This window comes from Kribbella sp. NBC_01245 (genome assembly GCF_036226525.1).
GTDB lineage: Bacteria > Actinomycetota > Actinomycetes > Propionibacteriales > Kribbellaceae > Kribbella.
Map to the genome: position 1 here is coordinate 4,028,611 of NZ_CP108487.1, position 24,151 is coordinate 4,052,761.

At 68.1% G+C, this 24,151-nt stretch carries 23 protein-coding genes; 11 read left to right on the plus strand and 12 right to left on the minus strand.

Annotated elements, in window-relative coordinates; genetic code table 11:
• Positions 1–12 precede the first annotated feature (12 nt).
• Positions 13–876, plus strand: a complete 864-nt coding sequence (locus tag OG394_RS17830) for a sterol desaturase family protein (protein ID WP_328996508.1) — start codon at positions 13–15, stop codon at positions 874–876.
• Between the two features lie 90 nt (positions 877–966).
• On the opposite strand, the gene ahcY is transcribed toward OG394_RS17830, so the two are convergent.
• Entirely contained in the window at positions 967–2,403 is a 1,437-nt protein-coding gene (ahcY, locus tag OG394_RS17835; protein WP_328996509.1) for an adenosylhomocysteinase, read from the minus strand.
• Positions 2,404–2,518: 115 nt separating this feature from the next.
• Between ahcY and OG394_RS17840 the strand changes: the two genes are divergently transcribed.
• On the plus strand, positions 2,519–2,881 hold the full coding sequence (locus tag OG394_RS17840) for a MerR family transcriptional regulator (protein ID WP_328996510.1): 363 nt from the start codon (positions 2,519–2,521) through the stop codon (positions 2,879–2,881).
• A 118-nt stretch (positions 2,882–2,999) separates the two neighbouring features.
• On the opposite strand, the gene OG394_RS17845 is transcribed toward OG394_RS17840, so the two are convergent.
• The 6 genes from OG394_RS17845 to OG394_RS17870 all read right to left on the minus strand — a co-directional run bounded on the left by OG394_RS17845 (position 3,000) and on the right by OG394_RS17870 (position 8,303).
• Complete coding sequence (locus OG394_RS17845) at positions 3,000–3,959, minus strand: cation diffusion facilitator family transporter (protein WP_328996511.1); 960 nt, start codon at positions 3,957–3,959, stop codon at positions 3,000–3,002.
• A gap of 43 nt (positions 3,960–4,002) precedes the next feature.
• Positions 4,003–5,163: a mannose-6-phosphate isomerase, class I gene (gene manA / locus OG394_RS17850; protein WP_328996512.1), complete on the minus strand. Its 1,161-nt coding sequence runs from the start codon at positions 5,161–5,163 to the stop codon at positions 4,003–4,005.
• Positions 5,157–6,239, minus strand: coding sequence for an SIS domain-containing protein (locus tag OG394_RS17855; protein ID WP_328996513.1), 1,083 nt, complete (start codon positions 6,237–6,239; stop codon positions 5,157–5,159). Before OG394_RS17855 ends, manA begins: the two co-directional genes overlap by 7 nt.
• A complete protein-coding gene (locus tag OG394_RS17860; protein WP_442914289.1) occupies positions 6,236–6,418 on the minus strand; it encodes a Trm112 family protein in 183 nt (60 codons plus the stop codon). Before OG394_RS17860 ends, OG394_RS17855 begins: the two co-directional genes overlap by 4 nt.
• A 48-nt stretch (positions 6,419–6,466) precedes the next feature.
• A complete protein-coding gene (locus OG394_RS17865) occupies positions 6,467–7,837 on the minus strand; it encodes a phosphomannomutase/phosphoglucomutase (protein WP_328996514.1) in 1,371 nt (456 codons plus the stop codon).
• 82 nt (positions 7,838–7,919) lie between these two features.
• Positions 7,920–8,303 (minus strand): DUF3499 domain-containing protein, encoded by a 384-nt coding sequence (locus tag OG394_RS17870; protein WP_328996515.1) that lies wholly within the window; start codon positions 8,301–8,303, stop codon positions 7,920–7,922.
• A gap of 31 nt (positions 8,304–8,334) precedes the next feature.
• Between OG394_RS17870 and OG394_RS17875 the strand changes: the two genes are divergently transcribed.
• Positions 8,335–8,781: a metallopeptidase family protein gene (locus tag OG394_RS17875; protein WP_328996516.1), complete on the plus strand. Its 447-nt coding sequence runs from the start codon at positions 8,335–8,337 to the stop codon at positions 8,779–8,781.
• A gap of 414 nt (positions 8,782–9,195) precedes the next feature.
• On the opposite strand, the gene OG394_RS17880 is transcribed toward OG394_RS17875, so the two are convergent.
• The 4 genes from OG394_RS17880 to OG394_RS17895 form a co-directional block, all read right to left on the minus strand.
• Positions 9,196–10,674: a DUF5719 family protein gene (locus tag OG394_RS17880; RefSeq protein ID WP_328996517.1), complete on the minus strand. Its 1,479-nt coding sequence runs from the start codon at positions 10,672–10,674 to the stop codon at positions 9,196–9,198.
• Complete coding sequence (locus OG394_RS17885) at positions 10,671–13,574, minus strand: glycosyltransferase family 2 protein (protein ID WP_328996518.1); 2,904 nt, start codon at positions 13,572–13,574, stop codon at positions 10,671–10,673. Before OG394_RS17885 ends, OG394_RS17880 begins: the two co-directional genes overlap by 4 nt.
• Before the next feature lie 219 nt (positions 13,575–13,793).
• Positions 13,794–14,045 carry a WhiB family transcriptional regulator gene (locus OG394_RS17890; RefSeq protein ID WP_380050681.1) on the minus strand — a complete coding sequence of 84 codons (252 nt, stop codon included), beginning with the start codon at positions 14,043–14,045 and terminating at the stop codon, positions 13,794–13,796.
• Positions 14,046–14,316: 271 nt separating this feature from the next.
• Positions 14,317–15,582 carry a hypothetical protein gene (locus OG394_RS17895; RefSeq protein WP_328996520.1) on the minus strand — a complete coding sequence of 422 codons (1,266 nt, stop codon included), beginning with the start codon at positions 15,580–15,582 and terminating at the stop codon, positions 14,317–14,319.
• A gap of 132 nt (positions 15,583–15,714) precedes the next feature.
• Here OG394_RS17895 and cofD point away from each other — a divergent pair, with 132 nt between their 5' ends.
• The 5 genes from cofD to OG394_RS17920 all read left to right on the plus strand — a co-directional run bounded on the left by cofD (position 15,715) and on the right by OG394_RS17920 (position 20,405).
• Positions 15,715–16,689: a 2-phospho-L-lactate transferase gene (gene cofD / locus OG394_RS17900; RefSeq protein ID WP_328996521.1), complete on the plus strand. Its 975-nt coding sequence runs from the start codon at positions 15,715–15,717 to the stop codon at positions 16,687–16,689.
• Positions 16,689–17,660, plus strand: a complete 972-nt coding sequence (locus OG394_RS17905; RefSeq protein ID WP_328996522.1) for a coenzyme F420-0:L-glutamate ligase — start codon at positions 16,689–16,691, stop codon at positions 17,658–17,660. The genes cofD and OG394_RS17905 overlap by 1 nt, the downstream gene beginning before the upstream one ends.
• Positions 17,661–17,753: 93 nt before the next feature.
• Positions 17,754–18,464, plus strand: coding sequence for a DUF3105 domain-containing protein (locus tag OG394_RS17910; protein ID WP_328996523.1), 711 nt, complete (start codon positions 17,754–17,756; stop codon positions 18,462–18,464).
• Between the two features lie 125 nt (positions 18,465–18,589).
• The gene (locus OG394_RS17915) at positions 18,590–19,669 is read left to right on the plus strand and encodes a Gfo/Idh/MocA family protein (protein ID WP_328996524.1); all 1,080 of its coding nucleotides are present in this window, start codon (positions 18,590–18,592) and stop codon (positions 19,667–19,669) included.
• Positions 19,662–20,405 (plus strand): ThuA domain-containing protein, encoded by a 744-nt coding sequence (locus tag OG394_RS17920; RefSeq protein ID WP_328996525.1) that lies wholly within the window; start codon positions 19,662–19,664, stop codon positions 20,403–20,405. The genes OG394_RS17915 and OG394_RS17920 overlap by 8 nt, the downstream gene beginning before the upstream one ends.
• A gap of 38 nt (positions 20,406–20,443) precedes the next feature.
• On the opposite strand, the gene OG394_RS17925 is transcribed toward OG394_RS17920, so the two are convergent.
• Positions 20,444–21,541: a mannose-1-phosphate guanylyltransferase gene (locus tag OG394_RS17925; protein ID WP_328996526.1), complete on the minus strand. Its 1,098-nt coding sequence runs from the start codon at positions 21,539–21,541 to the stop codon at positions 20,444–20,446.
• 93 nt (positions 21,542–21,634) lie between these two features.
• On the opposite strand from OG394_RS17925, the gene OG394_RS17930 reads away from it, so the two are divergent.
• The 3 genes from OG394_RS17930 to OG394_RS17940 all read left to right on the plus strand — a co-directional run bounded on the left by OG394_RS17930 (position 21,635) and on the right by OG394_RS17940 (position 24,035).
• Positions 21,635–21,895, plus strand: coding sequence for a hypothetical protein (locus OG394_RS17930; protein ID WP_328996527.1), 261 nt, complete (start codon positions 21,635–21,637; stop codon positions 21,893–21,895).
• Between the two features lie 400 nt (positions 21,896–22,295).
• Positions 22,296–23,147 carry a glycoside hydrolase family 16 protein gene (locus OG394_RS17935; protein ID WP_328996528.1) on the plus strand — a complete coding sequence of 284 codons (852 nt, stop codon included), beginning with the start codon at positions 22,296–22,298 and terminating at the stop codon, positions 23,145–23,147.
• A 108-nt stretch (positions 23,148–23,255) separates the two neighbouring features.
• Positions 23,256–24,035: a GntR family transcriptional regulator gene (locus tag OG394_RS17940; protein ID WP_328996529.1), complete on the plus strand. Its 780-nt coding sequence runs from the start codon at positions 23,256–23,258 to the stop codon at positions 24,033–24,035.
• Positions 24,036–24,151 lie beyond the last annotated feature (116 nt).

Below are 24,151 nucleotides of genomic sequence, written 5' to 3' on the forward strand. Positions count from 1 at the left end.
AGGCTGGCGGGTATGCAACTTCTCCCACCACTGGTCCGCTACGGCTACGCCCCGCTGATGCTGCTCGGCATCAACGGCACCGCGATCTGGCTCGCCTCCAACGGAGCACCGAAGGCCTGGCTCCTGGCCGTGCTCGTCGCCGCGATCGCCTTGTCGTTCGCCGCGGAACGGATCCTGCCGTACAACGATGCCTGGAACCAGCCCGCCGGTGACGCCGGTCGCGACGTTACGCACAGCGCGGTCAACGAGACCCTCATCCTGGCCAGCGTCGCCGCGATCCCTGCTCTGGCCGCGATCGTTCCCTCCCTCGACGTCTGGCCCCACGATTGGCCGTTCGTCGCACAGGTCGTCGTGGCCGTTCTCGCCGCGGACGCCGGCATCACCCTCGTACACCTGGCCAGTCACAAGGTCGGCGTGCTGTGGCGCTTCCACGCCGTCCACCACTCGGTCAAACGGTTCTACGGGCTGAACGGCTTGATGAAACACCCTCTCCACCAGACGCTCGAGATGACTGCCGGCGTCATCCCGCTACTGCTCATCGGGCTACCCGTGTCCGTGGCGTCAGCGCTCGCGCTCGCCGTCGCCGTACAGCTGCTCCTGCAACACTCCAACGCCGACTACCGCGTCGGCCCGGTCAAACACGTCCTCGCGCTCAACGAAGGCCATCGCTTCCACCACCTCAAATGGGCCGGCATCGGTGACGTCAACTTCGGCCTCTTCACCCTGATCTGGGACCGCCTGCTCGGCACCTACAGCCACGACCCGGCGCGACGCTTCACCAGCGACGACCTCGGCATGGCGGCCAAACCCAACTACCCCATCCAGTACCTGCCGCAACTAACCGAGCCCTTCCGCCCCACCGGCTCCTGCGACTAGTCGCGTTCCCCTTCCCCGCGAGTGGTCGGGTAGGTGAAGCGAAGCGCCCCGCCTCCCGGGTGGGAGACGGGGCGCTGTGGACGCGGTTGCTCAGTAGCGGTAGGCGTCCGACTTGTACGGACCCTCGACTGGGATGCCGAGGTATTCCGCCTGCTCCTTGGAGAGCTCGGTCAGCTTTACGCCGAGCGCGTCGAGGTGCAGCCGGGCGACCATCTCGTCGAGGTGCTTGGGCAGCACGTAGACGTCGGTCGGGTACTCCGCGGTCTTCGCGAACAGCTCGATCTGCGCCAGCACCTGGTTGGTGAAGGAGTTCGACATCACGAAGGACGGGTGGCCCGTCGCGTTGCCGAGGTTCAGCAGCCGGCCCTCGGACAGGATGATCACGGTGTGACCGTCGGCGAAGCGGAACTCGTCCACCTGCGGCTTGATGGTGATCCGCTCGATGCCGTCGGTCTTGTACAGACCGGCCATGTCGATCTCGTTGTCGAAGTGGCCGATGTTGCCGACGATCGCCTGGTGCTTCATCTGCGCCATGTGGTCGGCGGTGATGACGTCCTTGTTGCCGGTCGTCGTGATGAAGATGTCAGCGGTGCCGACGACGTCCTCGATGGTGGTGACCTGGTAGCCGTCCATCGCCGCCTGCAGCGCGCAGATCGGGTCGATCTCGGTCACGATGACGCGAGCGCCCTGGCCGCGCAGCGACTCCGCACAGCCCTTGCCGACGTCGCCGTAGCCACAGACGACCGCGACCTTGCCGCCGATCAGTACGTCGGTGGCGCGGTTGATGCCGTCGATCAGCGAGTGGCGGCAGCCGTACTTGTTGTCGAACTTCGACTTGGTGACCGAGTCGTTGACGTTGATCGCCGGGAAGAGCAGCGCGCCGGCCTTGTGCATCTCGTACAGCCGGTGCACACCGGTGGTGGTCTCCTCGGTGACACCCTTGATCGCCTGACCGATGGTGGTCCAGCGCTGCGGGTCCTCGGCCAGCGTCCGGGTCAGCACCGACAGCACGACGGCGTACTCCTCGGACTCCGCGGTCGAGGGGTCCGGCACGACGCCGGCCTTCTCGAACTCGGTGCCCTTGTGCACGAGCATCGTCGCGTCGCCACCGTCGTCGAGGATCATGTTCGGACCCTCACCGCCCGGCCAGACCAGCGCCTGCTCGGTGCACCACCAGTACTCCTCGAGCGTCTCGCCCTTCCAGGCGAAGACCGGGACACCCTGGGGAGCGTCCGCCGACCCGTTGGGCCCGACGACGACCGCCGCGGCGGCGTGGTCCTGGGTGGAGAAGATGTTGCAGGAGACCCACCGCACCTCGGCGCCGAGCGCGGTCAGCGTCTCGATCAGCACGGCGGTCTGAATGGTCATGTGCAGCGAGCCCATGATCTTGGCACCGGCCAGCGGCTTGCTCTCGCCGTACTGCGCGCGCATTGCCATCAGACCCGGCATCTCGTGCTCCGCGAGCCGGATCTCCTTGCGACCGAACTCGGCGAGGCCGAGGTCTGCCACCTTGTAGTCGAACGTCATCTGGTAACCGCTCCCTGAGGATGTGGTGGGCTGTTCGGTGAAGAGCCTAGAGGCGGTAGGCCCCAGACCGGGCGACCGGGTTCGAAACCTGTCGGTAAAATGTCAAGATTGGCGTATGAGGATCTCTGAGGCGGCCTCGAAACTGGGCACCACCCCGCGGATGTTGCGCTACCGGGAAGCGCTCGGCCTACTGCCGGCAAGCCGTTCGACCGCGCATCGCCAGTACGACGCCCGCGACCTCGCCGCGGTCCGGCTCGCGCTCGAACTCGAGCAGCGGTACGACGTGACGCCCGCCGCGCTCGCGTTCGCCCTCAAGGCCCTGGCCGAACCGTCCGTCGCGGCCGACCTCCGCAACCTCGGCTACCGCACCGGCCGCCTCAGCACCCCGCCAACCGCCTCCGACATCGACCGCGAACGCGCCCTCCACTGGCTAGGCCGCAGCGGCGTCCTCCCCCCACCCCGCCAACGCCCCCGCTGAATCTTTTTTGCGTTCATTCGTCGGAATCCGCCCTCTCAGCACCGCCTGCCTGTGCAGGTCAGCGGCGGAAGAGGGCGGATTCCGACGAATGAACGCAAAAAAGAACTCGCCGTGGTCCCTAGTGGGAAGGGGCGTCGGGGGCGACCGGGCGCTCTTCGGGCTCGTAGCCGGGGACGAAGATGTCGGGTTCTACGTAGATGTGGACGGAGGTGGGCTCGGCCTCGCGGACGGCGCGCTCGACGGCGTTGATGGTGTCGGCGACGACCTTGGCGTCGGCGGTCTCGGCGACGGCGATCTTGACCGCGACGAGCACCTCCTCGGGACCGATGTGCAGGGTCTTCAGGTGGATGATCCGGTCCACGCCGGTGGTCGCCTCGATGGCGGCGGTGATGCGCTCGGAGGCCTCGCGGGTGGCGGATTCGCCGATCAGCAGCGACTTCATCTCGATCGCGAGGAAGATCGCCACCACGACCAGCAGCGCACCGATCGACATCGAGCCGAGGCCGTCGTAGATGCCGTTGCCGGTGGCGAGGGACAGCACAACGCCGGCCAGCGCGAGCACCAGACCGGTGAGGGCCGCGAAGTCCTCCAGCAGGATCACCGGCAGCTCGGGCGACCGGGCGTTGCGGATGAAGTTGCTCCAGCTGGCGCCGTGGCGCACCTTGTTCGTCTCGACGATGGCGGTGCGGAACGACAGCGACTCGAGCACGATCGCGACCACGAGCACCGCGACCGGCACCCACTTCCACTCCGTGATCGCCTCGGGGTGTGAGACCTTGTGATAGCCCTCGTACAACGCGAACAGACCACCGACGCTGAACAGCACGATGGCGACGATGAACGAGTAGACGTACCGCTCGCGGCCGTAGCCGAACTGGTGCAGCTCGGTCGCCTCGCGCTTGGCCCGCTTACCACCGAGCAGCAGCAGCGCCTGGTTCCCCGCGTCCGCGACCGAGTGGATGGACTCGGCCAGCATCGACGCGGATCCGGTCAGGGCCCAGGCCCCGAACTTGGTGATCGCGATTCCGGTGTTCGCCAGCAGTGCCGCGACGACCGCCTTGGTACCGCCACCAGCCATCTGAAGATTCCTCGACTTTCGGGGAGAGGGGTTTGCTACGTTCTCAGGTCACGGAGACGACGAACGCCGTTCCGGCCCCCCGTAACTTACAGGGTTCTTCGGGTCCAGCCACGAACGCGGACGAACCAGGGGCCAGCGGCAACGGATCGCCATCGGTCCACAACTCGACCTGACCGTCCAGGCAGGCCACGATCCGCGGGCCGGCGGCGTCGACCGTCACCTCGTCACCGGTCAGATCGACCCGGCGCAACGCGAAATACTCGCACCCGGTTTCGTAGACCGTGACCGGGCCGTTCGTCGTACCGCGCAAGATCGGATCGGTCAGCGGCGCGAAGTCCACGACCGACACCAGCTCCGGTACGTCGATGTGCTTGCGGGTCAAACCGCCGCGCAGCACGTTGTCGGAGTTGGCCATCACCTCGAAGCCCGTGCCGGACAGGTACGCGTGCACGTTGCCGGCCGGAAGGTAGACCGACTCGAACCGCTCCAGCCGGACCCGGTTGAGCAGCAGCGCCGCGAGCACACCCGGGTCGTCCGGGAAGTCCTGCGCGAGCCGGTCGAGCGTCTCGGCCTCCAGCGTCAGCTCGCCCTCGTAGCGACGGCAGGCCTCCCCCAGCACCGCCACGAGCGGACGGATCGCGTCGCGGTCCATCGCCATCACCTCGGCGAAGACCTCGGCCAGCTTGCCGTCGCGCAACGCCGCCGCGATGAACTCCAGCGCCGGTACGTCGAGGGCCCCGATCAACGCGGCTGTCTGGGCCGGCGGGCGGAATCCCACCAGCGCCTCGAACGGGCCGAGCGCCACCAGGATCTCCGGCTTCGGCCATTCGTCGCGATAGTTCCGCTCGCCGGCATCACGCGGTACGTCGTTGGCGTCCTCCCGGGCGAACCCCTCGACCGCCTGCGCGGGCGACGGATGGGCCTGGATCGACAACGGCTGCGCCGCGGCCAGGATCTTCGCCAGGAACGGGAAACGGCCGTCGAACCGCTCGGCCACCTCCGCGCCCAGCACCCCGGCGGGATCCGCGGTCACCACGTCGTACAGCGAGCTGCCGTCGGCCAAGACGGAGGACGCCGACTCGTGCGCGCCCATCCACAATTCGGCCTGCGGGCGCCCGTCCGTCTCGATCCCGAGCAGCGAGGGAATCGCCGTCCGGGATCCCCAGGCGTAGTCCCGGACGGTGTTCAGCAGGAGGCTTACCACGCAGGGTCCTCCGCCGGGTTGAGCGAACCGGTGCGGCCGGTGCCGGGCATGCCATACCGCTCGAGGCCGAGGCCCAAGTACGCCGCGGCGTACCGCCCGGACTGCATCAGGGCCGCGTAGCGCGCGACGTCCGAGCCGTTGTCCTGGGTGAGCACCTTGACCCGCACGTCGTGGCGCTCGGCCGTCCCCTCCAGTTGGCGACGGGCCTCGAGCACCGGGGCATCACCCGCGCCGTCGTCGAGGATGACCAGGCCGGGGCGCAGATCGTCGGGGGCGGCGTCGTCGAACGGGTCGGCGAACAGGTCCCGCGGGGGCTGGTTGGCCAGCACGGGCAGCAGGTGGCCCGCATCCGCGGCGAGGGCCGGGCGACCCGAGGCCAGCCGGATCGCCTCGACGACCCGGCGAGCGGCGCGGGCGGCCAGCACCGTGCCACCCCAGACCAGGGGCATCCTGTCGGCGAGCATCAGAGCGAGATCCTTGGCCGGGTTGACGGCGACGTCCCGGTTCGGGGAACAGGAGACGGCGACATCGTCCAGCGTCTTGGCGACGGCATCCGCTTCAACGGCCGGGCCGAGCTCGAGCTGGTGCAACGCCTGCAGTACGGCGATGGCCGAGGCGAGCTGGTCGTCGGACTGGGACGGCAGCCGGATGGCGTGCCGCGAACCGGCCGAGGCGACCGCGATCGGCGACTCGTCCGGGCAGGCCACCATCAGCCCGCAGCCGCGTCGTACCGCCTCGGAGGCCGCCGAGACCGAGCCGGCGTCGGCGTTCATCCCGCCGAGCACGACGACCAGGTCCAGCGGTCCGGCCCAACCGGGCAGACCCGGACCGGGCCAGGCCACGAACGGAACCGGGCAGACCGGCTCCAGCACCGCCCGGACCAGGCGCGCGTCCCGGCCGGCGGCGACCACCGCGCGCGGGCGGAAGCCGTCGGTGTCGAGCGCGGTCAGGGCGTCGGTCGAGGCGTCGATCTCGGCCCGGATCCGGGCGCCGGCGCTGGCGAGGCGGCGCAACAGGTCGTCGGCCGCGGCCAGTGCGACCGGATCGTCCAGGCGGGTGTCGTCGAAGGCGGTCATTTGGTCGGTCGGGCCTCGTCGATCAGCAGCACCGGGATGTCGTCCCGGACCGGGTAGGCCAGGGCGCAGTCCGGGTTCGTGCAGACGAGCTCACTCGCCGCGTCGTCGACCCGGAACTCCGAACGGCACTTCGGACAGACCAGGATGCTCAACAGGTCGGGATCCAGGTTCACAGCCATCGCTTCTCCTTGTTGATCACAGCATTGAGGCCGGCAAGAGTTCGTCGATCACACCGAGGTGATCAGAGCGAGCACCTCGTCGCGCAGCGCCGCCATCGTCGGGGCGTCCGCCGCCTCGACGTTCAGCCGCAGCAACGGCTCGGTATTGGAGGCCCGGACATTGAACCACCAGTCGCCGCCATCGACGGTCAGGCCGTCCAGGTGGTCGACGGTGACACCCTCGCGGCTGCCGAACAGCCGCTCGATCTCGGCGACCACGGCGGCCTGGTCGGCGACCGTCGAGTTGATCTCGCCGGACGCGACATACCGCTCGAACTCCGCGAACAGCTCGCTCGCGGGCAACTCCTGCTCGCCGAGGGCCGCCAGCACGTGCAGCGCGGCGAGCATGCCCGTGTCGGCACGCCAGAAGTCGCGGAAGTAGTAGTGCGCCGAATGCTCGCCGCCGAAGACCGCGTCCGTCTCGGCCATCAACTGCTTGATGTTCGAGTGGCCGACGCGGGCGCGGATCGGACGGCCGCCATGCTCCGCGATCAGCTCGGGCACCGCCTTGGAGGTGATCAGGTTGTGGATCACGGCCGAGCCCGGGTGCTTGGCCAGCTCACGAACGGCGACCAGACCGGTGACGGCACTCGGCGAGATCGGGTCGCCCTTCTCGTCGATCACGAAACAGCGGTCCGCGTCGCCGTCGAAGGCCAGGCCCAGATCGGCTCCGACCTCGACCACCTTGGCCTGCAGATCGACCAGGTTCTTCGGGTCAAGCGGGTTGGCCTCGTGGTTGGGGAAGCTGCCGTCGAGCTCGAAGTACATCGGGACGACCTCGATCGGCAGGCCCGCGAACACGGCCGGGACGGTGTGCCCGCCCATGCCGTTGCCTGCGTCGACCGCCACCTTGAGCGGACGGCTCTTGCGCAGGTCGACCAGGTCGTTGAGGTGATCCGCATACGCCGGGAGGAGGTCCTCGGCGGTGATCGAACCGGTGATCGCGGGCTGCGGCTCCGCGTCGGCCAGGGCTTTCTCGACCAGGTCGGCGATGTCGCGCAGGCCGGACTCGGCGCCGACCGGTGCGGCGCCCGCGCGGCACAGCTTGATCCCGTTGTACTGCGCGGGGTTGTGGCTGGCGGTGAACATCGCGCCGGGCAGACCGAGGCGGCCGGAGGCGAAGTACAGCTGGTCGGTGGAGGCCAGACCGATCATGATCACGTCGGCGCCGGTCGACGCGGCCCCCTCGGCGAACGCCTGCGCGAGGGCAGGGCTCGACGGGCGCATGTCGTGACCCACCACGACCGCGCCGCCGTCGGACAGCACGTCCAGAACCTCCACGAAGGCGGCCCCCGTCGCGCGCGCGACCGACTCGTCCAGCTGGTCCGGAACGACCCCGCGGACGTCGTACGCCTTGAAGATCGCAGCTACGTCAACCATGCGGGGACCCTATCCTGGACGTCCGACAAGCCCATTCAGAGGCTAGCGCGTTGGCTCGGGAGTTGTTCGGTGCTTGCGGCACTTAGTCGGGTGCCGCGGAAGTGCCGGGGTCCTGCAGCATGCGCAGGTGCCGGCGGCGGGCCACCTCGACCGGCGCACCCGGTACGTCGCGACTCGGCTCGCGCGGTGGTGCCAGGCGGGCAGCTTCCCGTACGGCGTCCGCGAGCGCCTCGAGATCGTCGTGCGACGGTCCGGCGGCAGCGGGGTCCGGAGCCAGCCGGATCACCTCCCAGCCGTTCGGCGCGGTCAGCCGGTCGGCGTGGTCGGCGCAGAGGTCGTAGCAGTGCGGCTCGGCGTATGTCGCCAGCGGACCCAGCACGCAGGTCTGGTCGGCATAGACATAGGTGAGCGTCGACACGGCCGGGCGATGGCAGGCGGCGCGCGAACAGATCCTGGCGATGCTCACGAGCTGACGCTACTCCCACTAGGCTTCTGGCGTGACCGAGGCTCGCCGTCATCGCAGGCACATCGACCGCCACGGGCGTGGCATGCTCGGACCGCTCAGCCGTCCGAGCACCTTCGCGCCGCGTGGTTTACCCCTGCAACGCTCCGCCGCGGCCCAGTTCGACGAGGTCGTCGCGATCGAGGTGACGCGGCTGGAGAAGCGACTACCGCAGGTGGTCACGCGGGTCGAATTCGCGATCGAGGACGTGCCGAATCTGGATGGGCATGTGGGCGAGGTGCCGCTGACGCACTCCAGCGGGGGTACGTCGCACGAGCCCTACCGCATCGTCGTCTTCCGCCGCCCCATCGAACTCCGCGCCGAACGAACCGGCCACACCCTCCCCTGGCTAGTCCGCTCCGCCCTAGTCCACGAACTAGCCGACGTCCTAGCCCTCTCCCCCGAACAAATAGACCCCGACTTCGACCCCGACGACGAATAACCCCACCCACCAGCTGCCGGCACCAACGGCCCGCTCATGCCTTCCGGCGACGCCACTGCACGGCCACCACGGCGGTTCATGAGGTGGGTGCCGCCACTAAGCCGGCCAGTAAGGGCGGATCATGATGAGGGTGGTGCACTGCACGGCGGCGATTGGGCGCAATACAGCAGCATTTTGGATCCCAAGCCTTCAAAGATCCGGATGCTGATGTTGCGACGATTCGGCGCATCTCGCGCCCCATCGTTCAAAAGCTGTTCCTAAAATTCACCCTCACCCGGCTGGGAGTAGGGCGCGAGATGCGCCCAATCGTCGCCGTGCAGTGACGGCACCTTCACCGGTTGGTCGCCCTTTGGTGGCTGGAGTGGCGCCGTGTTCCCGTGCAGCGGCACTCCCACCGGCTGGTCGGTACAGGGATTAGCGGAGGGCGGCGTTTACGTTGGGGGCGGCGCCTAGTTGGGCGCGGAAGACCAGGGAGGTGGCTAGGGTCCAGGCGGCGAATTTGTTGGTGGGGGTTGACGTTTTCGTCGGGGGCCCGAGGACCACGCCGGCGACCAGATCGCCCTTGCGAGGCGTCACCGTGAGGTAGTTGGCCTTCGGGACCGGCTTGAGCGCCACCACGCTCGTAGCACCCTCAGCCACATCCAGCTCCCGCGTCTGCACCACCTGCCCACCGGCATCGCGGATCTCGAGCTGCAAGGCCGCACCCTTATCCGGCGCCGTCAGCATCAACACCAACGTCTCCGTATGCGCCGGCAACGCCAAATACGCAGGCCCGGTCAACGGCAACGCCGACGCACTCGCCGCGAAATCCGTCTGCTTGGCATCGACCATCCGCGCCGACGCGGTGAGCGGCTGATCCGACTCGATCGATACCCCGCCCCCGTCACCCTTCAACGCATCGTCCAACCGAACCACCCGCGTCGACTTGGCCGGGATATCCAACGTCTCCTTGCGCGCAGGCTTGAACCGCCCGTTCGGCCCATGCAGCGTCAACGTCGCAGTCGCCTGCACATCCCCCGGATTGACCACAGTCAAAACCCGCAGCCCCTTGCCAGGAGCAATCGCCGGCACGATCACCCGCTTGGTCGGCTCACCCGCAGCCGGGATCCAATCCACGCCGGACGGACCGTCCTTACCCTGCACGTTGTCGCGGAACGTGGCAGCAACCCGTCCCGACCCGACCTGCACATGCAGCGCAAGATCGCGCGCATCGGGCAGCACCGTGTTCAGATAAACCTCGGTCTGACCACGAGCCTGTACGACGATCCCCTTGGCCGCCGGCACATCCGCCTCGCCCTCCGCCCCATGCACGTAAACGTCCACGCCGGCCGGTTCCTCGTCGAGGTTGGTCAGCGTCAACACACCCCGACGACCAGCCATCGAGCTCACCCCGACGAACCAGAAGTCCGACGTAGGCGCGACACAAGGCGAAGCGGCAACGCCACGATTGGCCCCGGAGTCCGAGGTGGCCATCACGGTCGCAGCAGCGCCCGCCGCCAGCGGCCCGTTCGCCCGTACGGAGATGATCTCGCTGTTGTTCGTACGACTCAGCACGCCGAGCTGGCCTCGTTCGCGAACGCTGGTGTAGACGCGGCCCGAGTCCGGATCCAGGTCCGACAGGGTCAGAGCGGTCGTGGGGTCGTCCGGCATCGGCGTACCGTCCGGAAGCAAAGGCGAGACGGCCGTGACGACGGAGTTCACCTTGCCGCCGGTACCGAGCACCGGGCAGGCGACCGTCGTACGGCTGACAACGGCCTTGCCGTTCAACGCGGCGCCGCCCGTACTGGACTTGACCGCGGGCGGTCCGGCCAGCACACCGAGTAACGCGACCACCACCAGGACGCCGACGCAGAGACCTACGCGCAGGCGGGGATCGGTCAGCAGACGGTTCACGCGACCCTCCTCGCATGGGTTCCGGCGACGCTACGCCGGGCGGTCGGCAGGCAGAACACCAGGGCCAGCAGCCAGCCGACGATGCCGAGGATCCGCCAGATGTCGTGCGTCACCTCGCGCATCGGGCTCTTGCCGTCGGCACGCACCTCGACGGCCCAGGCCGCGGCGCCCTCGTTCGCGCTGGAACGGTTGAGACCGGGCACGGAGTCGATCGTCGAGACCAGGCCCGGATCCAGCGGCGGCACCAGGTACACGTAGTCGATGTCGAGCTCAGCCAACCGCTGCGCCTCGTCCCCTGCACCACCACCACCGAGCGCGGCCAGCACCTCGGTGATCGACTGGCTTTGCCGCGCCGGCGCCTCGGCCTCGACCGCCCCCATTCGCGGACCGCCATTGCGGACCAGGGTGAACTCGATCCCGCTGTCGGGCTGCTTGGTGGCGACAACGATCGACCTGTTGAGCGGAGGTTGTTGCGCCGAGACCAGGTACGCCGGGAGGTCCTGCGCGGGTTCACGCCGCAGCGGCCCGTCGTCCCCGCGAACGATCCACCAGCCGGCTGTGACGACACTGCTGAGCAGTACGACGGTGAGCACGCCTCGGACGATCAGCTCGGCCGAACGCCCCAGGGAATCCCAAGTGACGGTGATGACGCCGATCCAGCCTGCGGTCATCAGGAACATCAACGGACCACTGCCACCACCAAGACGGCTGGCGGCCAACGTGCCAACCAGACCCGTCAACGCGACGGCCCAACCCAACAGCTCGAACTTGCTCCGCGTGGCCCGCAACATGCTCAGCAGTGCCACCAGCACCAACGGGATGCCCAGGAACCACGGCACGGGCGCACCCTCGGGTATGCCGGTCAGTAGCCGCCCAATGCTGTCCCCAGGCCCAATGGCGGCTGTAGGCGAACCACCAGCCTCCTGACCGATCCGCGACGGGTGAAGCAATAGCTCGATAGTCCAGGGCAGCACGAGCAGTAGAGCCAGCACCGACGAGAACAACAGCTGCCGGCTCTGCCGCGACCAACCGCGTGCAAGCAGTCCACCAACTCCAGCGCCTACAACCGCCAGCAGGCCCAGGGATGGCGTAAACGCCAACAACACGGCCATGCAGGCGCCAGCGAACCAAGCCGCCCGCCAACTGCCCTGCAGCGCTACACGCCGTCGACGCGTCACCGTATGGATCGCCATCCCCAAAAGCGGGAGAACGACCGCGGCCACACAAGTCCCAAGACGGCCCTGGCTGACGGCACCACCGGCGAAAACCGACAGCCCGTACGCCGTGGCGCCCCAGGCGCGAGCCATCCGGTCGAGCACGATCTTGCGCAGGAACGACCACGCCGTCAGACCCGCGAGTGGCACCGCGCCGAGCACCATCAGGTCGGTCGCCAAGGACGGACTGCCAAAACTCACGAAAGCCCAAGCCGCGAATTGGCCGAGCCAGGCCGGCGGGGTCACGCCCGGTGGTGCGGTGGCGGCGGCATGCCAGAGGTCGCCGAGGGTGTCGTGCGGCGGCGGCATCACGTCGGACCGCAGCACGCCCGAACCGAGCACGCTGCGCGCGGACAACACCGCTCCGACGACCAGGAAGATCCAGCCGATCAGGAACGGCCGCCGGATCAGCTGACGACGCCAGCGCGGTTGATCGACGGCGACCCGGGTCGACGTACGGGCTCGCCGGGCCGTTGTGACGGTCTGTTCCTCCGGCTCATCCGCCCAGGCCTCGCGCAGTCGCTCGGTGATCGAGCTCCCGGTGTCCTCGACGATGTGCCGGATGGCGGTGATCGAGCGCGCGAACAGCTGTTTGTGGCTGTCATGCGGCTGCCGGTCGAGCTTGCGCCGGTCCTTGCGGGCCTTGGTCCAGCCGCCGGCCAGCAACGTGCCGAGCAGGGCGGTCCATTCGTCGACCGCACCCGAGGGCGCCTTGCCGATCAGGAACCAGACCGAGCGGAAGATCGTGCCGAGCAGGAAGCGAACGATCAGCAGCGGCAGCAGTTTGCCTGGGGCGTTCGCCAGCACGGTGTAGTAGGCGTGCGCGCGGTCCAACTGGTACGCGTGCCGCCGGGTCCCCGCGAGCGGGCGCTCACCGGTCGCGGCGGCCTGCGCGTGGTACACGACCGACTCGGGCGCGACCGCGACCCGGACGCCGGCCTTGGCCGCACGCCAGCCGAAGTCGATGTCGTCGCGGAACATCGGCAGCCGCGGATCGAAACCGGCCAGGCCTTCCCAGACCTCGCGGCTGACCAGCATGCCGGCCGAACTGACCGCGAGTACGTCGCGCATCTTGTCGTGCTGGCCCTGGTCCAGTTCGCCGGGCTCGATCCCGGTATCGCGACGGCCGCCCAGCGAGGTGCTGACGCCGACCTCGAGCAGCTCACGGTCGCGCGGCCACAGCCGCAGCTTGGGGCCCCAGATACCGATCTCGGGGTTGATCGTCGCCGCCAGCAACAACCGCTCGAGCGCCTTCGGAGCCGGCGCGCAGTCGTCGTGCAGCAGCCAGATCCATTCACGGACCGGAGTGTTTTCGTCACTGCCGTACGGCCCGACGGCTGAGGGGATCGCGGCGAATCCAACGGCATCAAGACCTCGGGCAACCGCTGTCCCGAAACCTGTGCGGGCGGAGAGGCTGACCACGGGTTCAACACCGGGCAGGCTCGCGAGCAGTTCAGCGGTCTCGTCTGTTGAGCCCGTGTCGACGGCGATCAGGCTGTCCGGGCGTCGTTCCAGTGCCCAGAGCGCCTCGTTCAGCCGGGGCAGCCAGGCTGCGCCGTCGTGACCGACCACGATGGCGGTGACGACGTGACGAACCGGCGCGCGCCCCAGTGGGTCGTCAGTGCCGTCGGCGGGAAAATCGACCGAGTCGAAAAAATCCCAGCCGGCCTGGGCTTCTGTTTCCATGCGGTGTAGTTGCACCTCGTACGAAGTGGTGGGCCTGCCGCCCACGCCGTTGCCAGGCCGGGGCGCGGACTACCCTACGCGACTTCTGAAGTTGCGCCAGCGCTGGAAGGCTGGCATCTCGAGGGAAGGGGCGGGCGACGGCGGCTGGGTGGCAGGGCACCAGCACGCCGGACGCCGGCACGGGCTCAGGCGGAACCCGTCATCTTGTACGAAAGCGGGCTAGACGGCCCGCTTCTTCAACTTGCGCCGCTCCCGCTCCGACAAACCGCCCCAAATACCGAAGCGTTCGTCGTTCTGCAACGCATACTCGAGGCACTCGCCCCGGACGTCACAGCCGAGGCAGACCTTCTTCGCCTCGCGGGTGGATCCGCCCTTCTCCGGAAAGAAAGCCTCTGGGTCGGTCTGGGCGCACAACGCCCGTTCCTGCCAGTTGAGTTCCTCTTCGATCGCCTCACCGTCGACAATCGCCATCAGCTCTGTCACGGTACGACCTCCTCGACCCTGTTCGTTCCCCTGTGCATGTGGGTTTGCGGTCCCACATGCCTGACCTCGTCCGTCCTGCGCTCTGCAACGGTCCCCGATACCGAGTGTCCTAACGAACGACACGACTGAAATTACATTCCTGCAATCCCGCAAAGTCAAGCCGTGGTCTGCTAGTGGCAACATCCGCAACACGGCTGCAAAACAGCGAGAGGCCCGCCGGACGATGCCGACGGGCCTCAAAAGCGCAGTTACCGATGGGTCACTGCGAGGGCTGAGACCACCAACCCTGCTGGTCCCCACCCGGCTGACCACCCTGGCCACCCGGCTCGCCGGGCTTGTCCTCGACCGGCGGCTGGATGCGGGTCGCGTCGTCGTCCTCGGTGTCGGCAGCACCTTCAACCGGGGCGGCCGGGGTCTCGGGCGTGCCTGCGGCAGCACCGCTCTCCCACGACTGCTCCGGCTGCTGCCAACCCTGCTGGCTCCAGCCCTGCGTGCCCTGGGCGCCCTGCTGCTCGCCCTGTGCACCCTGCTGCGGCCACTCCTGGCCGTACTGCTGCTGGCCGGCTTCCTGACCCCACTGCTGGCCAGCCTCCTGCGACGGCCACTGCTGGTTCTGCTCGGGGCTGTACTGAGCCTGCTGGCCCCACTGCTGCTGACCGGCGTCCTGACCCCACTGGGAGGCCTCGGCGGCCGGAGCCGCGTCACCCTGCTCAGTGGCCTCAGTCTGGCCCCAGGCGGGCTGCTGCTCGCCCTGGCCCCACTGCTGGCCTTCGCCCTGCTGTCCAGCGGCGTAACCCGCAGCGCCCGCGACACCAGCCGCACCGGCTGCACCCGCCGCAGCAGCGCCGTAGCCGCCGTACTGGCCGCCTGCCTGGTCACCCTGGCCGTACTGACCCTGGGCGCCGTACTGACCCTGCTGGCCCTGGGCACCGTACTGCCCGCCGGCCTCGCCGTACTGGCCCTGCGCCCCGTACTGCTGACCGCCGTACTGCTGGTCGCCGTACTGGCCGCCCTGACCGCCCTGAGCGCCGTACTGTCCCTGGCCACCGGCGAACTGGCCGTGCGGCCCCGGCTGCGGCGCACGGACCGGCGCGGGCAGCGCCTTGAAGGTGTTGTAGACGAACAAGCCGACCGGCGCGTACAGCGCCAGGCCGCCGAGCGTGTAAAGGAAACCGACGATCTTGTTGCCGGCATCGGCCGGACCGGAGAATCCGGCGATCGCGGTGATCAGGGCGATCAGCGCGAGCAGACCGGTCAGGATCAGGGCCACCAGGGTGACCGTGCGCGCGTTGGCCGTCCGCTCACCGGACTCGGCCACCAGGTAAACGGCGCCGACCAGTGCGGCGAGCAGCGCCAGCCCGGACAGACCTGGTGGCGTTACGGCCCCTTCGACGGCCGAGGCCGCCAGTGCAAAGGTGTCCCCTAGGAACAGCCGGATCAGCGAAGCCAGCGCGACTAGTCCGGCGAAGGCTATGAGTGAATACGCGACCGGCTCTCTGAGCTTCTTGGTTGCGTCGGTGACCACGAGGGCTCCTCGGAAGATGTTGGGGCCAAAGACTGCCCGGAGCCTTCGACGGGACGGCGCGACTTCCCCGGACCCACCGCAGCATAGTCCCGCGCCGGTCCGTTGCTTTGGCGACTCGTGCAGACTGCTGCCATGCGATTGACAGTCCTGGCCGGTGGCGTCGGCGGCGCGACGTTCCTTCGTGGCCTGCTGGCGGCCCGCCCCGACGCCGAAATCACCGTGATCGGCAACACCGCCGACGACATCACCCTGTTCGGGCTGCGGGTCTGCCCGGACCTCGACACCGTCATGTACACCCTCGGCAACGGCATCTCCACCGAGCGCGGCTGGGGCCGCGAGGACGAGACCTGGGTGGTGAAGGAAGAGCTCGCGGCGTACGGCGTGCAGCCGACCTGGTTCGGCCTCGGCGACCGCGACATCGCGACCCACCTGGTCCGGACCCAGATGCTCGACGCGGGCTACGGCCTGAGCGCCGTGACCGAGGCCCTCAGCGCCCGGTGGAAGCTGCCCGTGCGGCTGCTGCCGATGAGTGACCAGCGGGTCGAGACGCACGTGGTCGTCGACGATCCGGAGCACCCGGGCGCCCGCAAGGCCATCCACTTCCAGGAGTACTGGGTCCGCCTGCACGCCGAGGTGCCGGCCCACGAGATCGTGGTCGTCGGTCAGGAGCAGGCCAAACCCGCACCCGGCGTGCTCGAGGCCATCGCGGACTGCGACGTACTGCTGCTGCCCCCGTCGAACCCGGTCGTCTCGATCGGCACCATCCTCGGCGTGCCCGGTATCCGCGAGGCAGTCCGTGCCACCAAGGCGCCGGTCGTCGGCGTCTCGCCGATCATCGGCACCGGCCCGGTTCGCGGCATGGCCGACAAGGTGCTCGCGGCGATCGGCGTGAAGTCGACGGCCGCCGCGGTGGGCCTGTTCCATGGATCGCGCGACGACCGTGGCGTGCTGGACGGCTGGCTGATCGACACGTCCGACGTGGCCCAGGTGGACGAGCTCAACGCGGCGGGGATCGCCTGCAACGCCGTACCGCTGTGGATGAACGACGTACCGACCACGGCCGCCATCGCGACGGCCGCCCTCGACCTGGCGGAGCGGTTGCGTTGATGCGGAAGAACCTGGAGATCGTTCCCGTCATCGGCCTGCCGGAGGTCGCCGCGGGTACCGATCTGGCCGCGCTGATCGGGGAGGCGGCCGTCCTGCTCGACGGCGACGTCATCTCCGTCACCTCGAAGATCGTCAGCAAAGCCGAGAACCGGATTCTCACCGGTACGACGCGAGCGGAGGCGATCGACGCCGAGCTCGTGCGGGTCGTCGCCCAGCGCGGTGAGACGCGAATCGTGCAGACCCGGCACGGCCTCGTGATGGCCGCCGCCGGGACCGACACGTCGAACACGGCACCCGGCACGATCCTGCTGCTGCCGCTCGACCCGGACGCGTCGGCCCGGGCCCTCCGGGAGGCCCTGCACGAGCGGTACGACGTGAACGTGGGCGTGGTGATCACCGACACCCTCGGCCGTCCCTGGCGCAGTGGCCAGATCGACCTGGCCATCGGCGCCGCCGGCGTGACCGTCATCGAGGACCTGCGCGGCAGCGCCGACAGCCACGGCAACACGCTCGCGGTCACGCTGCCGGCCATCGCGGACGAGATCGCGGCCGCCAGCGACCTGGTCAAGGGCAAGGCCGAGGGCATCCCGGTCGCCGTCGTGCGAGGCCTCGCGGACGTCGTACTGCCCGTGGGTGAACACGGCCCCGGCGCCGAGGCCCTGGTTCGCGATGCCGAGTCGGACCTCTTCAGCCTCGGCACGCGCGAATCCGCCCTCGCCGCGCTGTTCGACCGGGTGCCGCCGACCGGCCCGCGCCCGCTCGAGGCTTCGCTCTGGCGACGACTGCTGGCCGATGCCGACGGCCTGCACATCGAGGTCGACGGCGGTACGGCGACGGTGTTCGGCGCGGACCCGATCGCGGTCGGTCAACTGGCTGAACGCCTCGCCGTCCTGCTGCACGCCGAGGGCTATGGCGTGAGTGTTCGGACGGGTCCGGGGAGTGAGGCAACGGTCACGTTCGGCTCACGGTGAGCGGAACGTTCTAGGCAACCTCTCAGATTGCCTGCGTACACTTCATCCGCACGGCGGCAGTGGACCGCCCCTGAGCCGGGAAGACCAATCACTGTGGGTAAGACGCAGAAGTCACGTCGCGAGCTGATCGAGAAGATGCAGCGCGACCAGGCGCGGTCGGACAAGCGCCGTACCTGGACCATCGTCGCCGTCTCGATCATCGTGGGCCTCGGCATCATCGCTTTCCCGGCGATCAAGCTGATCCAGGACTCCCGGACCAGGAACATGGCGATCACCGACATCGGCGCCAAGGCCGGTAGCGCGGGTTGCGACGCGATCATCGACGACAAGGCCTCCGGTCTGCTGGACCACAAGCCTGACGGCACCAAGATCACCTACTCGGTGTCACCGCCGTCGTCCGGTCCGCACTACCAGAACTGGGCGCCCTTCGGGAAGACGTTCTACGCCCTCTCGGACCGCCCCGCGATCGAGAACCTCGTGCACAACCTCGAGCACGGCTACACGATCCTCTGGTACAACGAGGCCATCGCGAACGACAAGGACAAGGTCGGCGAGATCGAGCGCATCGCCAAGGCCAAGTCGCCCGACAGCGCGCGTGGCAAGTTCATCGCCGCGCCCTTCAAGTCCACCGACGGCGCCGCCTGGCCGGCCGGCAAGAACATCGCCTTCTCCCACTGGAGCGCCGGCGAGGCCAACGTCGCCAAGGGCCACCGCCAGTTCTGCGCCGAGCCGAGCGGCGACGCCCTCAAGCAGTTCATGGACAAGTACCCCGCCACCGACGCCCAAGAGCCCAACGGCGGCTGATCCACCAGCCTTACAACGAGCCGCGCTTCCCATCATGGGGAGCGCGGCTCTTTCTTTTGTCGGGATTAGTCCGGGTGGTGGATGGGGGTTTGCTCTGACATGACGTGGGTGCGAAGACTGCGGGTATGAACGATCAAAGAACGCTGCGGGTGGGTGTGATCGGCCTGGGTTTTGCCGGGCAGGCCGCGATGGAAGGGTTTGCGGCACTGCCCGGGGTGTCACTCGAGGCGGTGGCCGGACTGGAGAAGGATCGACTGGAGGAGCTTGGCGAACGGTTCGGTATCCCCCGGCGGTACGAGCGCTGGCAGGACCTCATCACGTCCGGCCTGGATGCGGTCAGTATCGCCACCCCGACGCATCTGCATGCCCCGATCGCCGTCGCCGCGTTGGAGGCCGGCCTGCACGTGTTGTGCGAGAAGCCGCTCGCGCGTTCGGTGGCCGAAGGCGCGGCCATGGTCGCGGCGGCGGAGAAGGCCGGGCGGGTGCTGAAGGTGGTGTTCAACCATCGCGAACGCGGCGACGTCGCCGTACTCAAGAAGCAGATCGACGCCGGCCAGCTCGGCCGGATCTACTACGCGAAGGCGCATTGGATGCGCCGCAACGGCATTCCCGGGCTCGGCGGCTGGTTCACGAGTCGCGAGATGGCCGGTGGTGGGCCGCTGATCGACCTGGGCGTGCACATTCTCGACCTCGCGCTCTACCTGCTCGGCGAGCCGTTGGTCGAGACCGCCAGCGCGTCGACCTTCGCCGAACTCGGGCCGCGCGGCCTGGGCGGTTCGGCGTACGGCGTGGCGCAGCCGCTGGGGTCGGAGTTCGAGGTGGAGGACCTCGCCACGGCGTACTTGCGGCTCGAAGGTGGTGGCGCGCTGCACCTGGAGACGAGCTGGGCCACGTTCCGCGCGCCCGGCGACAACTTCGGCATCGAGCTGTACGGCACGGAGGGTGGTGCTCGCATCGAGGTGCAGGACTATCGGCACGGGGATACGTTGCGGATCTTCACGGATGTCGGTGGCGTACCGGCCGAGGTGCGCCCGGCCGTTGGCAAGGGTGAGGGCCATCGCGCGGTGGTTCGCGAATTCGTCGAGATCGTCAGCAGTGGCAATTGGGCCGAGCACAACGGTGCCGCCGGATTGCGTCGTACCAAGGTGATCGAAGCCTGCTACCGGTCCGCGCTCAAACACCGAGAGGTCTCCGTCAATGCCTGAGCCGATCCGCGTCACCGTTTGGGGCGAAAACGTCCACGAGCACCGCGATCAAAGCGTCAAGGAAATCTATCCGGACACCATGCACGAAACGATCGCGGCCGGATTGCGGGCGTCGCTCGGAACTGACGTCGAGGTTCGTACGGCGTGGATGCAGCAGCCCGAAAACGGATTGACCGAAGAGGTGCTGGCGAATACCGATGTGCTCACCTGGTGGGGGCATGCCGCGCACGGGGATGTCACCGACGAGGTGGCCGAACGGGTGCAGCAGGCAGTGCTTGCCGGGATGGGCTTATTGGTGTTGCATTCGGCGCATTTCTCGAAGCCGTTCATCCGGCTGATGGGGACTACGTGCACGCTGGATTGGCGGAGCGACGGGACCGATCGCGAGTTGCTCTGGACGGTGTCGCCGGGGCATCCGATCGCCTCAGGAGTGCCGCATCCGATGGTGCTGGAGAAGGAAGAGATGTACGGGGAATTGTTCGATATTCCTCAGCCGGATGAGCTGGTTTTCATTAGCTCATTCAGTGGCGGCGAGGTATTTCGGTCGGGCTGCGCCTACCGCCGCGGACGTGGTCGGGTGTTCTATTTCCGACCGGGCGACCAAGAGTATCCGACGTACCACGACGGCGGTGTGAAGAAGGTTATTGCCAACGCGGTGAAATGGCTGGCGCCGGACTCGCCGCGCGCTATTCCTGAGGTTCACCACCGGGCGCACCGGGAGTGGTTCACCAAATAGGGCTGATCCCGCGCCGACTTGGGCAATCGGCGCGGGGTTCAGGTGTATTTGGCGGAATGCGTCGTTTGGACGTGGGCCACTAGGTCTTTAACGCGTTCGCCGTCGACCAAAGGGCAGACCATGGTCACGTCGCGGGTGTGGACGATGATGTGCTCGCGGAGGCCGACCGTGGCGATCAGGTGGTTGGGATCGTCGGTGACGATGACGTTGTCGTCGGAGTCGAGCAGGCAGACGAGGGCGTTCTCGTCGCGGCGGTTGCCGCGGTCGTCCGCGTTGTAGGTGCCGGCCAGCGCGGCCCAGGAACCGACGTCCAGCCACTTGACCGGCATCGGCACGACGACGACTTCGGCATCGACCTTGCCCTGCGAGACGGGCTCCATCACGGCGAAGTCGACGCTGATCTTCTGCAACTGGGGATAGACCTCAGCCAGGACGGCATCCCGCTCGGGCGTATCCCACCCGGCCGCGACGCGACGAAGCTCGGCGGCCGAGGCCGGGAGCAGGTCGTCGAGCACGCTCAGCAGGGTCTCGGCACGCCAGACGAACATGCCCGAGTTCCACCAGAAGCGCCCGGTCGCGAGGTATTCCTCGGCGGTGGCGCGATCCGGCTTCTCCCGGAACCGGTCCACGACGTACGCCGAAGTGCCCTCGATCGGCTCGCCGCGTTCGACGTACCCGAGGCCGGTGTGCGGATGCGTCGGCTCGATCCCGAAGGTGGCCAGCGATCGCGGCCGAGCCTCCACGACGTCGAAGGCGGCCTCGATCGCTGCGCGGAAGTCCTCTTCCGGCGTGATCAGGTGGTCTGAGGTGAGGATCGCGAGCGTGGCGTCCGGGTCGTCGCGGCCGACCACGGCCGAGGCCAGACCGACGGCATTCGCGGTGTCGCGCCCGATCGGTTCGCCGATCAGGTTGCCCTCGGGCAGTTCCGGGATCTGGGCCCGAATCTGCTCGCCGTACGCCGCCGCCGCGCAGACGTAGATGCGCGAAGGATCGACAAGTCCCTCTAGCCGGTTGTACGCCACCCGGAGCAGCGACAAGCCGCCCGTCAGGGGCAGCAGCTGCTTGGGCTTGTCGGACCGGGACAACGGCCACAACCGCGTCCCCGACCCGCCGGCCAGAATCACCACGTTTCGCATGACGAGCCAGCCTAGCCGTTCCCGGACCACGCGCTGGTCAGGAACCTGCGGGTACGCCGAACCGTTGCCGGTGAAAGGCGAAGGAGCCGGCGAATGCATTGGGCGTTGTGGGTGGCGAGCGGGCTGGTCGGGTTGTTCCTGCTCGACCGGCTGCTGCTCTGGGTCGAGGGCAAAGGCTGGCTCTACTACCGCAAACGCCGTCCCGAGCGTGGTGCGCATGGCGTCGGCCTTGCCTTCCTGGAGATGTACCAGGGGTACGACGACAACCGCCGCATCGCCAACGAGCAACGCGTCAAGGACGCGACCATCCGTCAGACCAAGCGAGCCTCACCGCCCATCGACCTCGACACCTGACGCCTTTCTCCTCCTGCCGCCCTTCTCCTCCTGCCATGAGTGGTCGCGTCTGACACCTTCTCCTCCTGCCGTCTTTCCTTCCCCTGACACCTCTCCTCTGCTGCCGCGAGTGGGCGCGTCTGGTCCGCTCTGCCACGGGCAATTGGCGCACCTTGGCCGACCGTCGCGCCAATCTTGGACCACTTCATTGCCAATTCGACCCGCGCGACTTTTGGCATACAGTGCAGCCGATCAGGCGGCATACGTCGACGCTATATGGCAGATGCCGCGCTCATTCAGGAAACGTTCGGTCAACTCTTGACCACTTCTTGTCCAGTGTGAGACGGTCCTCGGCACACGACCGGGACACCGGGTGCCCCCATCGAAGATCCCGAGTGCCCGCTCAAAGACCGGAGGTGTCATGAAACGAATCCGCCTGACGGCCGTACTGCTTGCGGCCGCCGTCGTTTCACCCGCTCTGACCACCGCGCCCGCCGGCGCCTACGACAAACCCGAGCCGCGACGGACCCTGGCCCTCACTTGGCAGGACGAGTTCAACTCGGCGGGCGGGACGCGGCCGAGTACGAGCAAGTGGAACTACAACCTCGGTGGTGAACCCAACTGGGGCAACGAGGAATGGCAGTACTACACCAACCGCCGCGAGAACGTCTCCACCGACGGCGCGGGCAATCTCGTCATCCAGGCGCGCAAGGAACGCCTGCCTGGCATGGAGAACTGCCAGTTCGGCACCTGTGACATCACCTCGGGCCGGATCACCACAAAGGCCAAGTTCGAGCAGGCGTACGGCAAGTTCGAGGCGCGGATCAAGGTGCCGGACGGCGCGGGGTTGTGGCCGGCGTTCTGGATGATGGGCAACAACATCGACGAGGTCGACTGGCCGAACAACGGCGAGATCGACATCATGGAAATCATCGGCAGCGAGCCGTACACGCTCTATGGCACGGTGCACGGTCCCGGCTACCACTCGGAGAACGGCCCGGGCGGCGAGACCGGCAACAGCCGCAAGTGGGCGGACGACTTCCACCTGTTCGCGGTGGAGTGGTCGCCGTGGGAGATCGTGTGGACCGTGGACGGCCGCCGCTTCCACAGCGTGACGCCGGACGACATCCCCGAAGGTGCCGACTGGGTCTTCGACCATCCGTTCTACCTGCTGCTGAACCTGGCCGTCGGTGGCGTCTGGCCGGGGCCGCCCAACGCGTCGACCCGCTTCCCCGCGAAGATGCTGGTCGACTACGTTCGCGTCTACAGCTAGACGTCCAGCTCGGCGGTAAACAGTTCGACGGCATCAGTTGGACGGCATCGGTTGGACGGCATCGGTTCGACAGCATCGGTTCGACAGCATCGATTCGGAAGGGCAGCGGTGACAGTCAGTCTGCGGAAGCGCGATCGCGCCCGGGAACACCTGATCGGCCTGATCGAAACCAGGGCGGTCGGGCAGGCGATCCCGTCCGAACGACAGCTGTCCGCCGACCTCGGTATCTCCCGGCCGACCCTGCGATCGGTCGTCGACGAGCTGATCCGCGACGGCTGGCTGGTCCGCCAGCACGGCCGGGGCATGTTCGTCGGCACCCCCAAGATCGCGCAGAAGATCGTCGGCGGCCCCTCCCACACCGGAGGGGCCGCCTACCCCCCAGCCCCCGGCACCTGGACCAGCCGCGTCCTCAGCCACTCCGTAGTCCCCGCCGGCATGGCCATCGGCAGCCGCCTACGCGTCAAACCCGGCACCCCCGTACTACGCATCGCCCGCCAACGCCTCGTCGACGGCGAACCCATGTCACTCGAAACCATCCACGTACTCGACGAGCTAGTCCCAGGCATCGACATCACCGCAGTCGAAACCGGCTCCTTCTACGCCCTCCTGCGAGACCGGTACGACGTGATCCCAACCGAGGCAGAGCAAATCCACGAAGCCGCCGCGGCCGACGCCACCGAAGCAGCCCTCCTCGGCCTCACCGAAGGCGCCCCAATCCTCACCCTCGAACGCATCACCCGCGACCAACACGGCCGCCTCTTCGAATACACCCGAGCCTCCTACCGCGGCGACCGCTACCGCGTAACCTCCCACCTCTCCCTAACCACCTCCCCCACCCGCCACCACACCCGCATAACCCCCGCCCCCGCCGCTCCCGGCCACCCCTGACGCCGAGACCCGACCCGCCGCGCACCCGGTCCATCGGGCTCAAGTGACGCGGCGCCTCGCTGTTCATCGGGCCCTAGCGACACGGCGTGTCCCGGTTCATCGGGCCCTAGTGACGC

What these genes read in the sequence shown, in the direction of transcription:
- OG394_RS17830 (WP_328996508.1), top strand. Translation starts at nt 13, where the DNA reads ATGCAACTTCTCCCACCACTGGTCCGCTACGGCTACGCCCCGCTGATG.
- ahcY (WP_328996509.1), bottom strand. Translation starts at nt 2,403, where the DNA reads ATGACGTTCGACTACAAGGTGGCAGACCTCGGCCTCGCCGAGTTCGGT.
- OG394_RS17840 (WP_328996510.1), top strand. Translation starts at nt 2,519, where the DNA reads ATGAGGATCTCTGAGGCGGCCTCGAAACTGGGCACCACCCCGCGGATG.
- OG394_RS17845 (WP_328996511.1), bottom strand. Translation starts at nt 3,959, where the DNA reads ATGGCTGGTGGCGGTACCAAGGCGGTCGTCGCGGCACTGCTGGCGAAC.
- OG394_RS17855 (WP_328996513.1), bottom strand. Translation starts at nt 6,239, where the DNA reads ATGACCGCCTTCGACGACACCCGCCTGGACGATCCGGTCGCACTGGCC.
- OG394_RS17860 (WP_442914289.1), bottom strand. Translation starts at nt 6,418, where the DNA reads ATGGCTGTGAACCTGGATCCCGACCTGTTGAGCATCCTGGTCTGTCCG.
- OG394_RS17865 (WP_328996514.1), bottom strand. Translation starts at nt 7,837, where the DNA reads ATGGTTGACGTAGCTGCGATCTTCAAGGCGTACGACGTCCGCGGGGTC.
- OG394_RS17885 (WP_328996518.1), bottom strand. Translation starts at nt 13,574, where the DNA reads ATGGAAACAGAAGCCCAGGCCGGCTGGGATTTTTTCGACTCGGTCGAT.
- OG394_RS17890 (WP_380050681.1), bottom strand. Translation starts at nt 14,045, where the DNA reads ATGGCGATTGTCGACGGTGAGGCGATCGAAGAGGAACTCAACTGGCAG.
- cofD (WP_328996521.1), top strand. Translation starts at nt 15,715, where the DNA reads ATGCGATTGACAGTCCTGGCCGGTGGCGTCGGCGGCGCGACGTTCCTT.
- OG394_RS17905 (WP_328996522.1), top strand. Translation starts at nt 16,689, where the DNA reads ATGCGGAAGAACCTGGAGATCGTTCCCGTCATCGGCCTGCCGGAGGTC.
- OG394_RS17915 (WP_328996524.1), top strand. Translation starts at nt 18,590, where the DNA reads ATGAACGATCAAAGAACGCTGCGGGTGGGTGTGATCGGCCTGGGTTTT.
- OG394_RS17920 (WP_328996525.1), top strand. Translation starts at nt 19,662, where the DNA reads ATGCCTGAGCCGATCCGCGTCACCGTTTGGGGCGAAAACGTCCACGAG.
- OG394_RS17925 (WP_328996526.1), bottom strand. Translation starts at nt 21,541, where the DNA reads ATGCGAAACGTGGTGATTCTGGCCGGCGGGTCGGGGACGCGGTTGTGG.
- OG394_RS17930 (WP_328996527.1), top strand. Translation starts at nt 21,635, where the DNA reads ATGCATTGGGCGTTGTGGGTGGCGAGCGGGCTGGTCGGGTTGTTCCTG.
- OG394_RS17935 (WP_328996528.1), top strand. Translation starts at nt 22,296, where the DNA reads ATGAAACGAATCCGCCTGACGGCCGTACTGCTTGCGGCCGCCGTCGTT.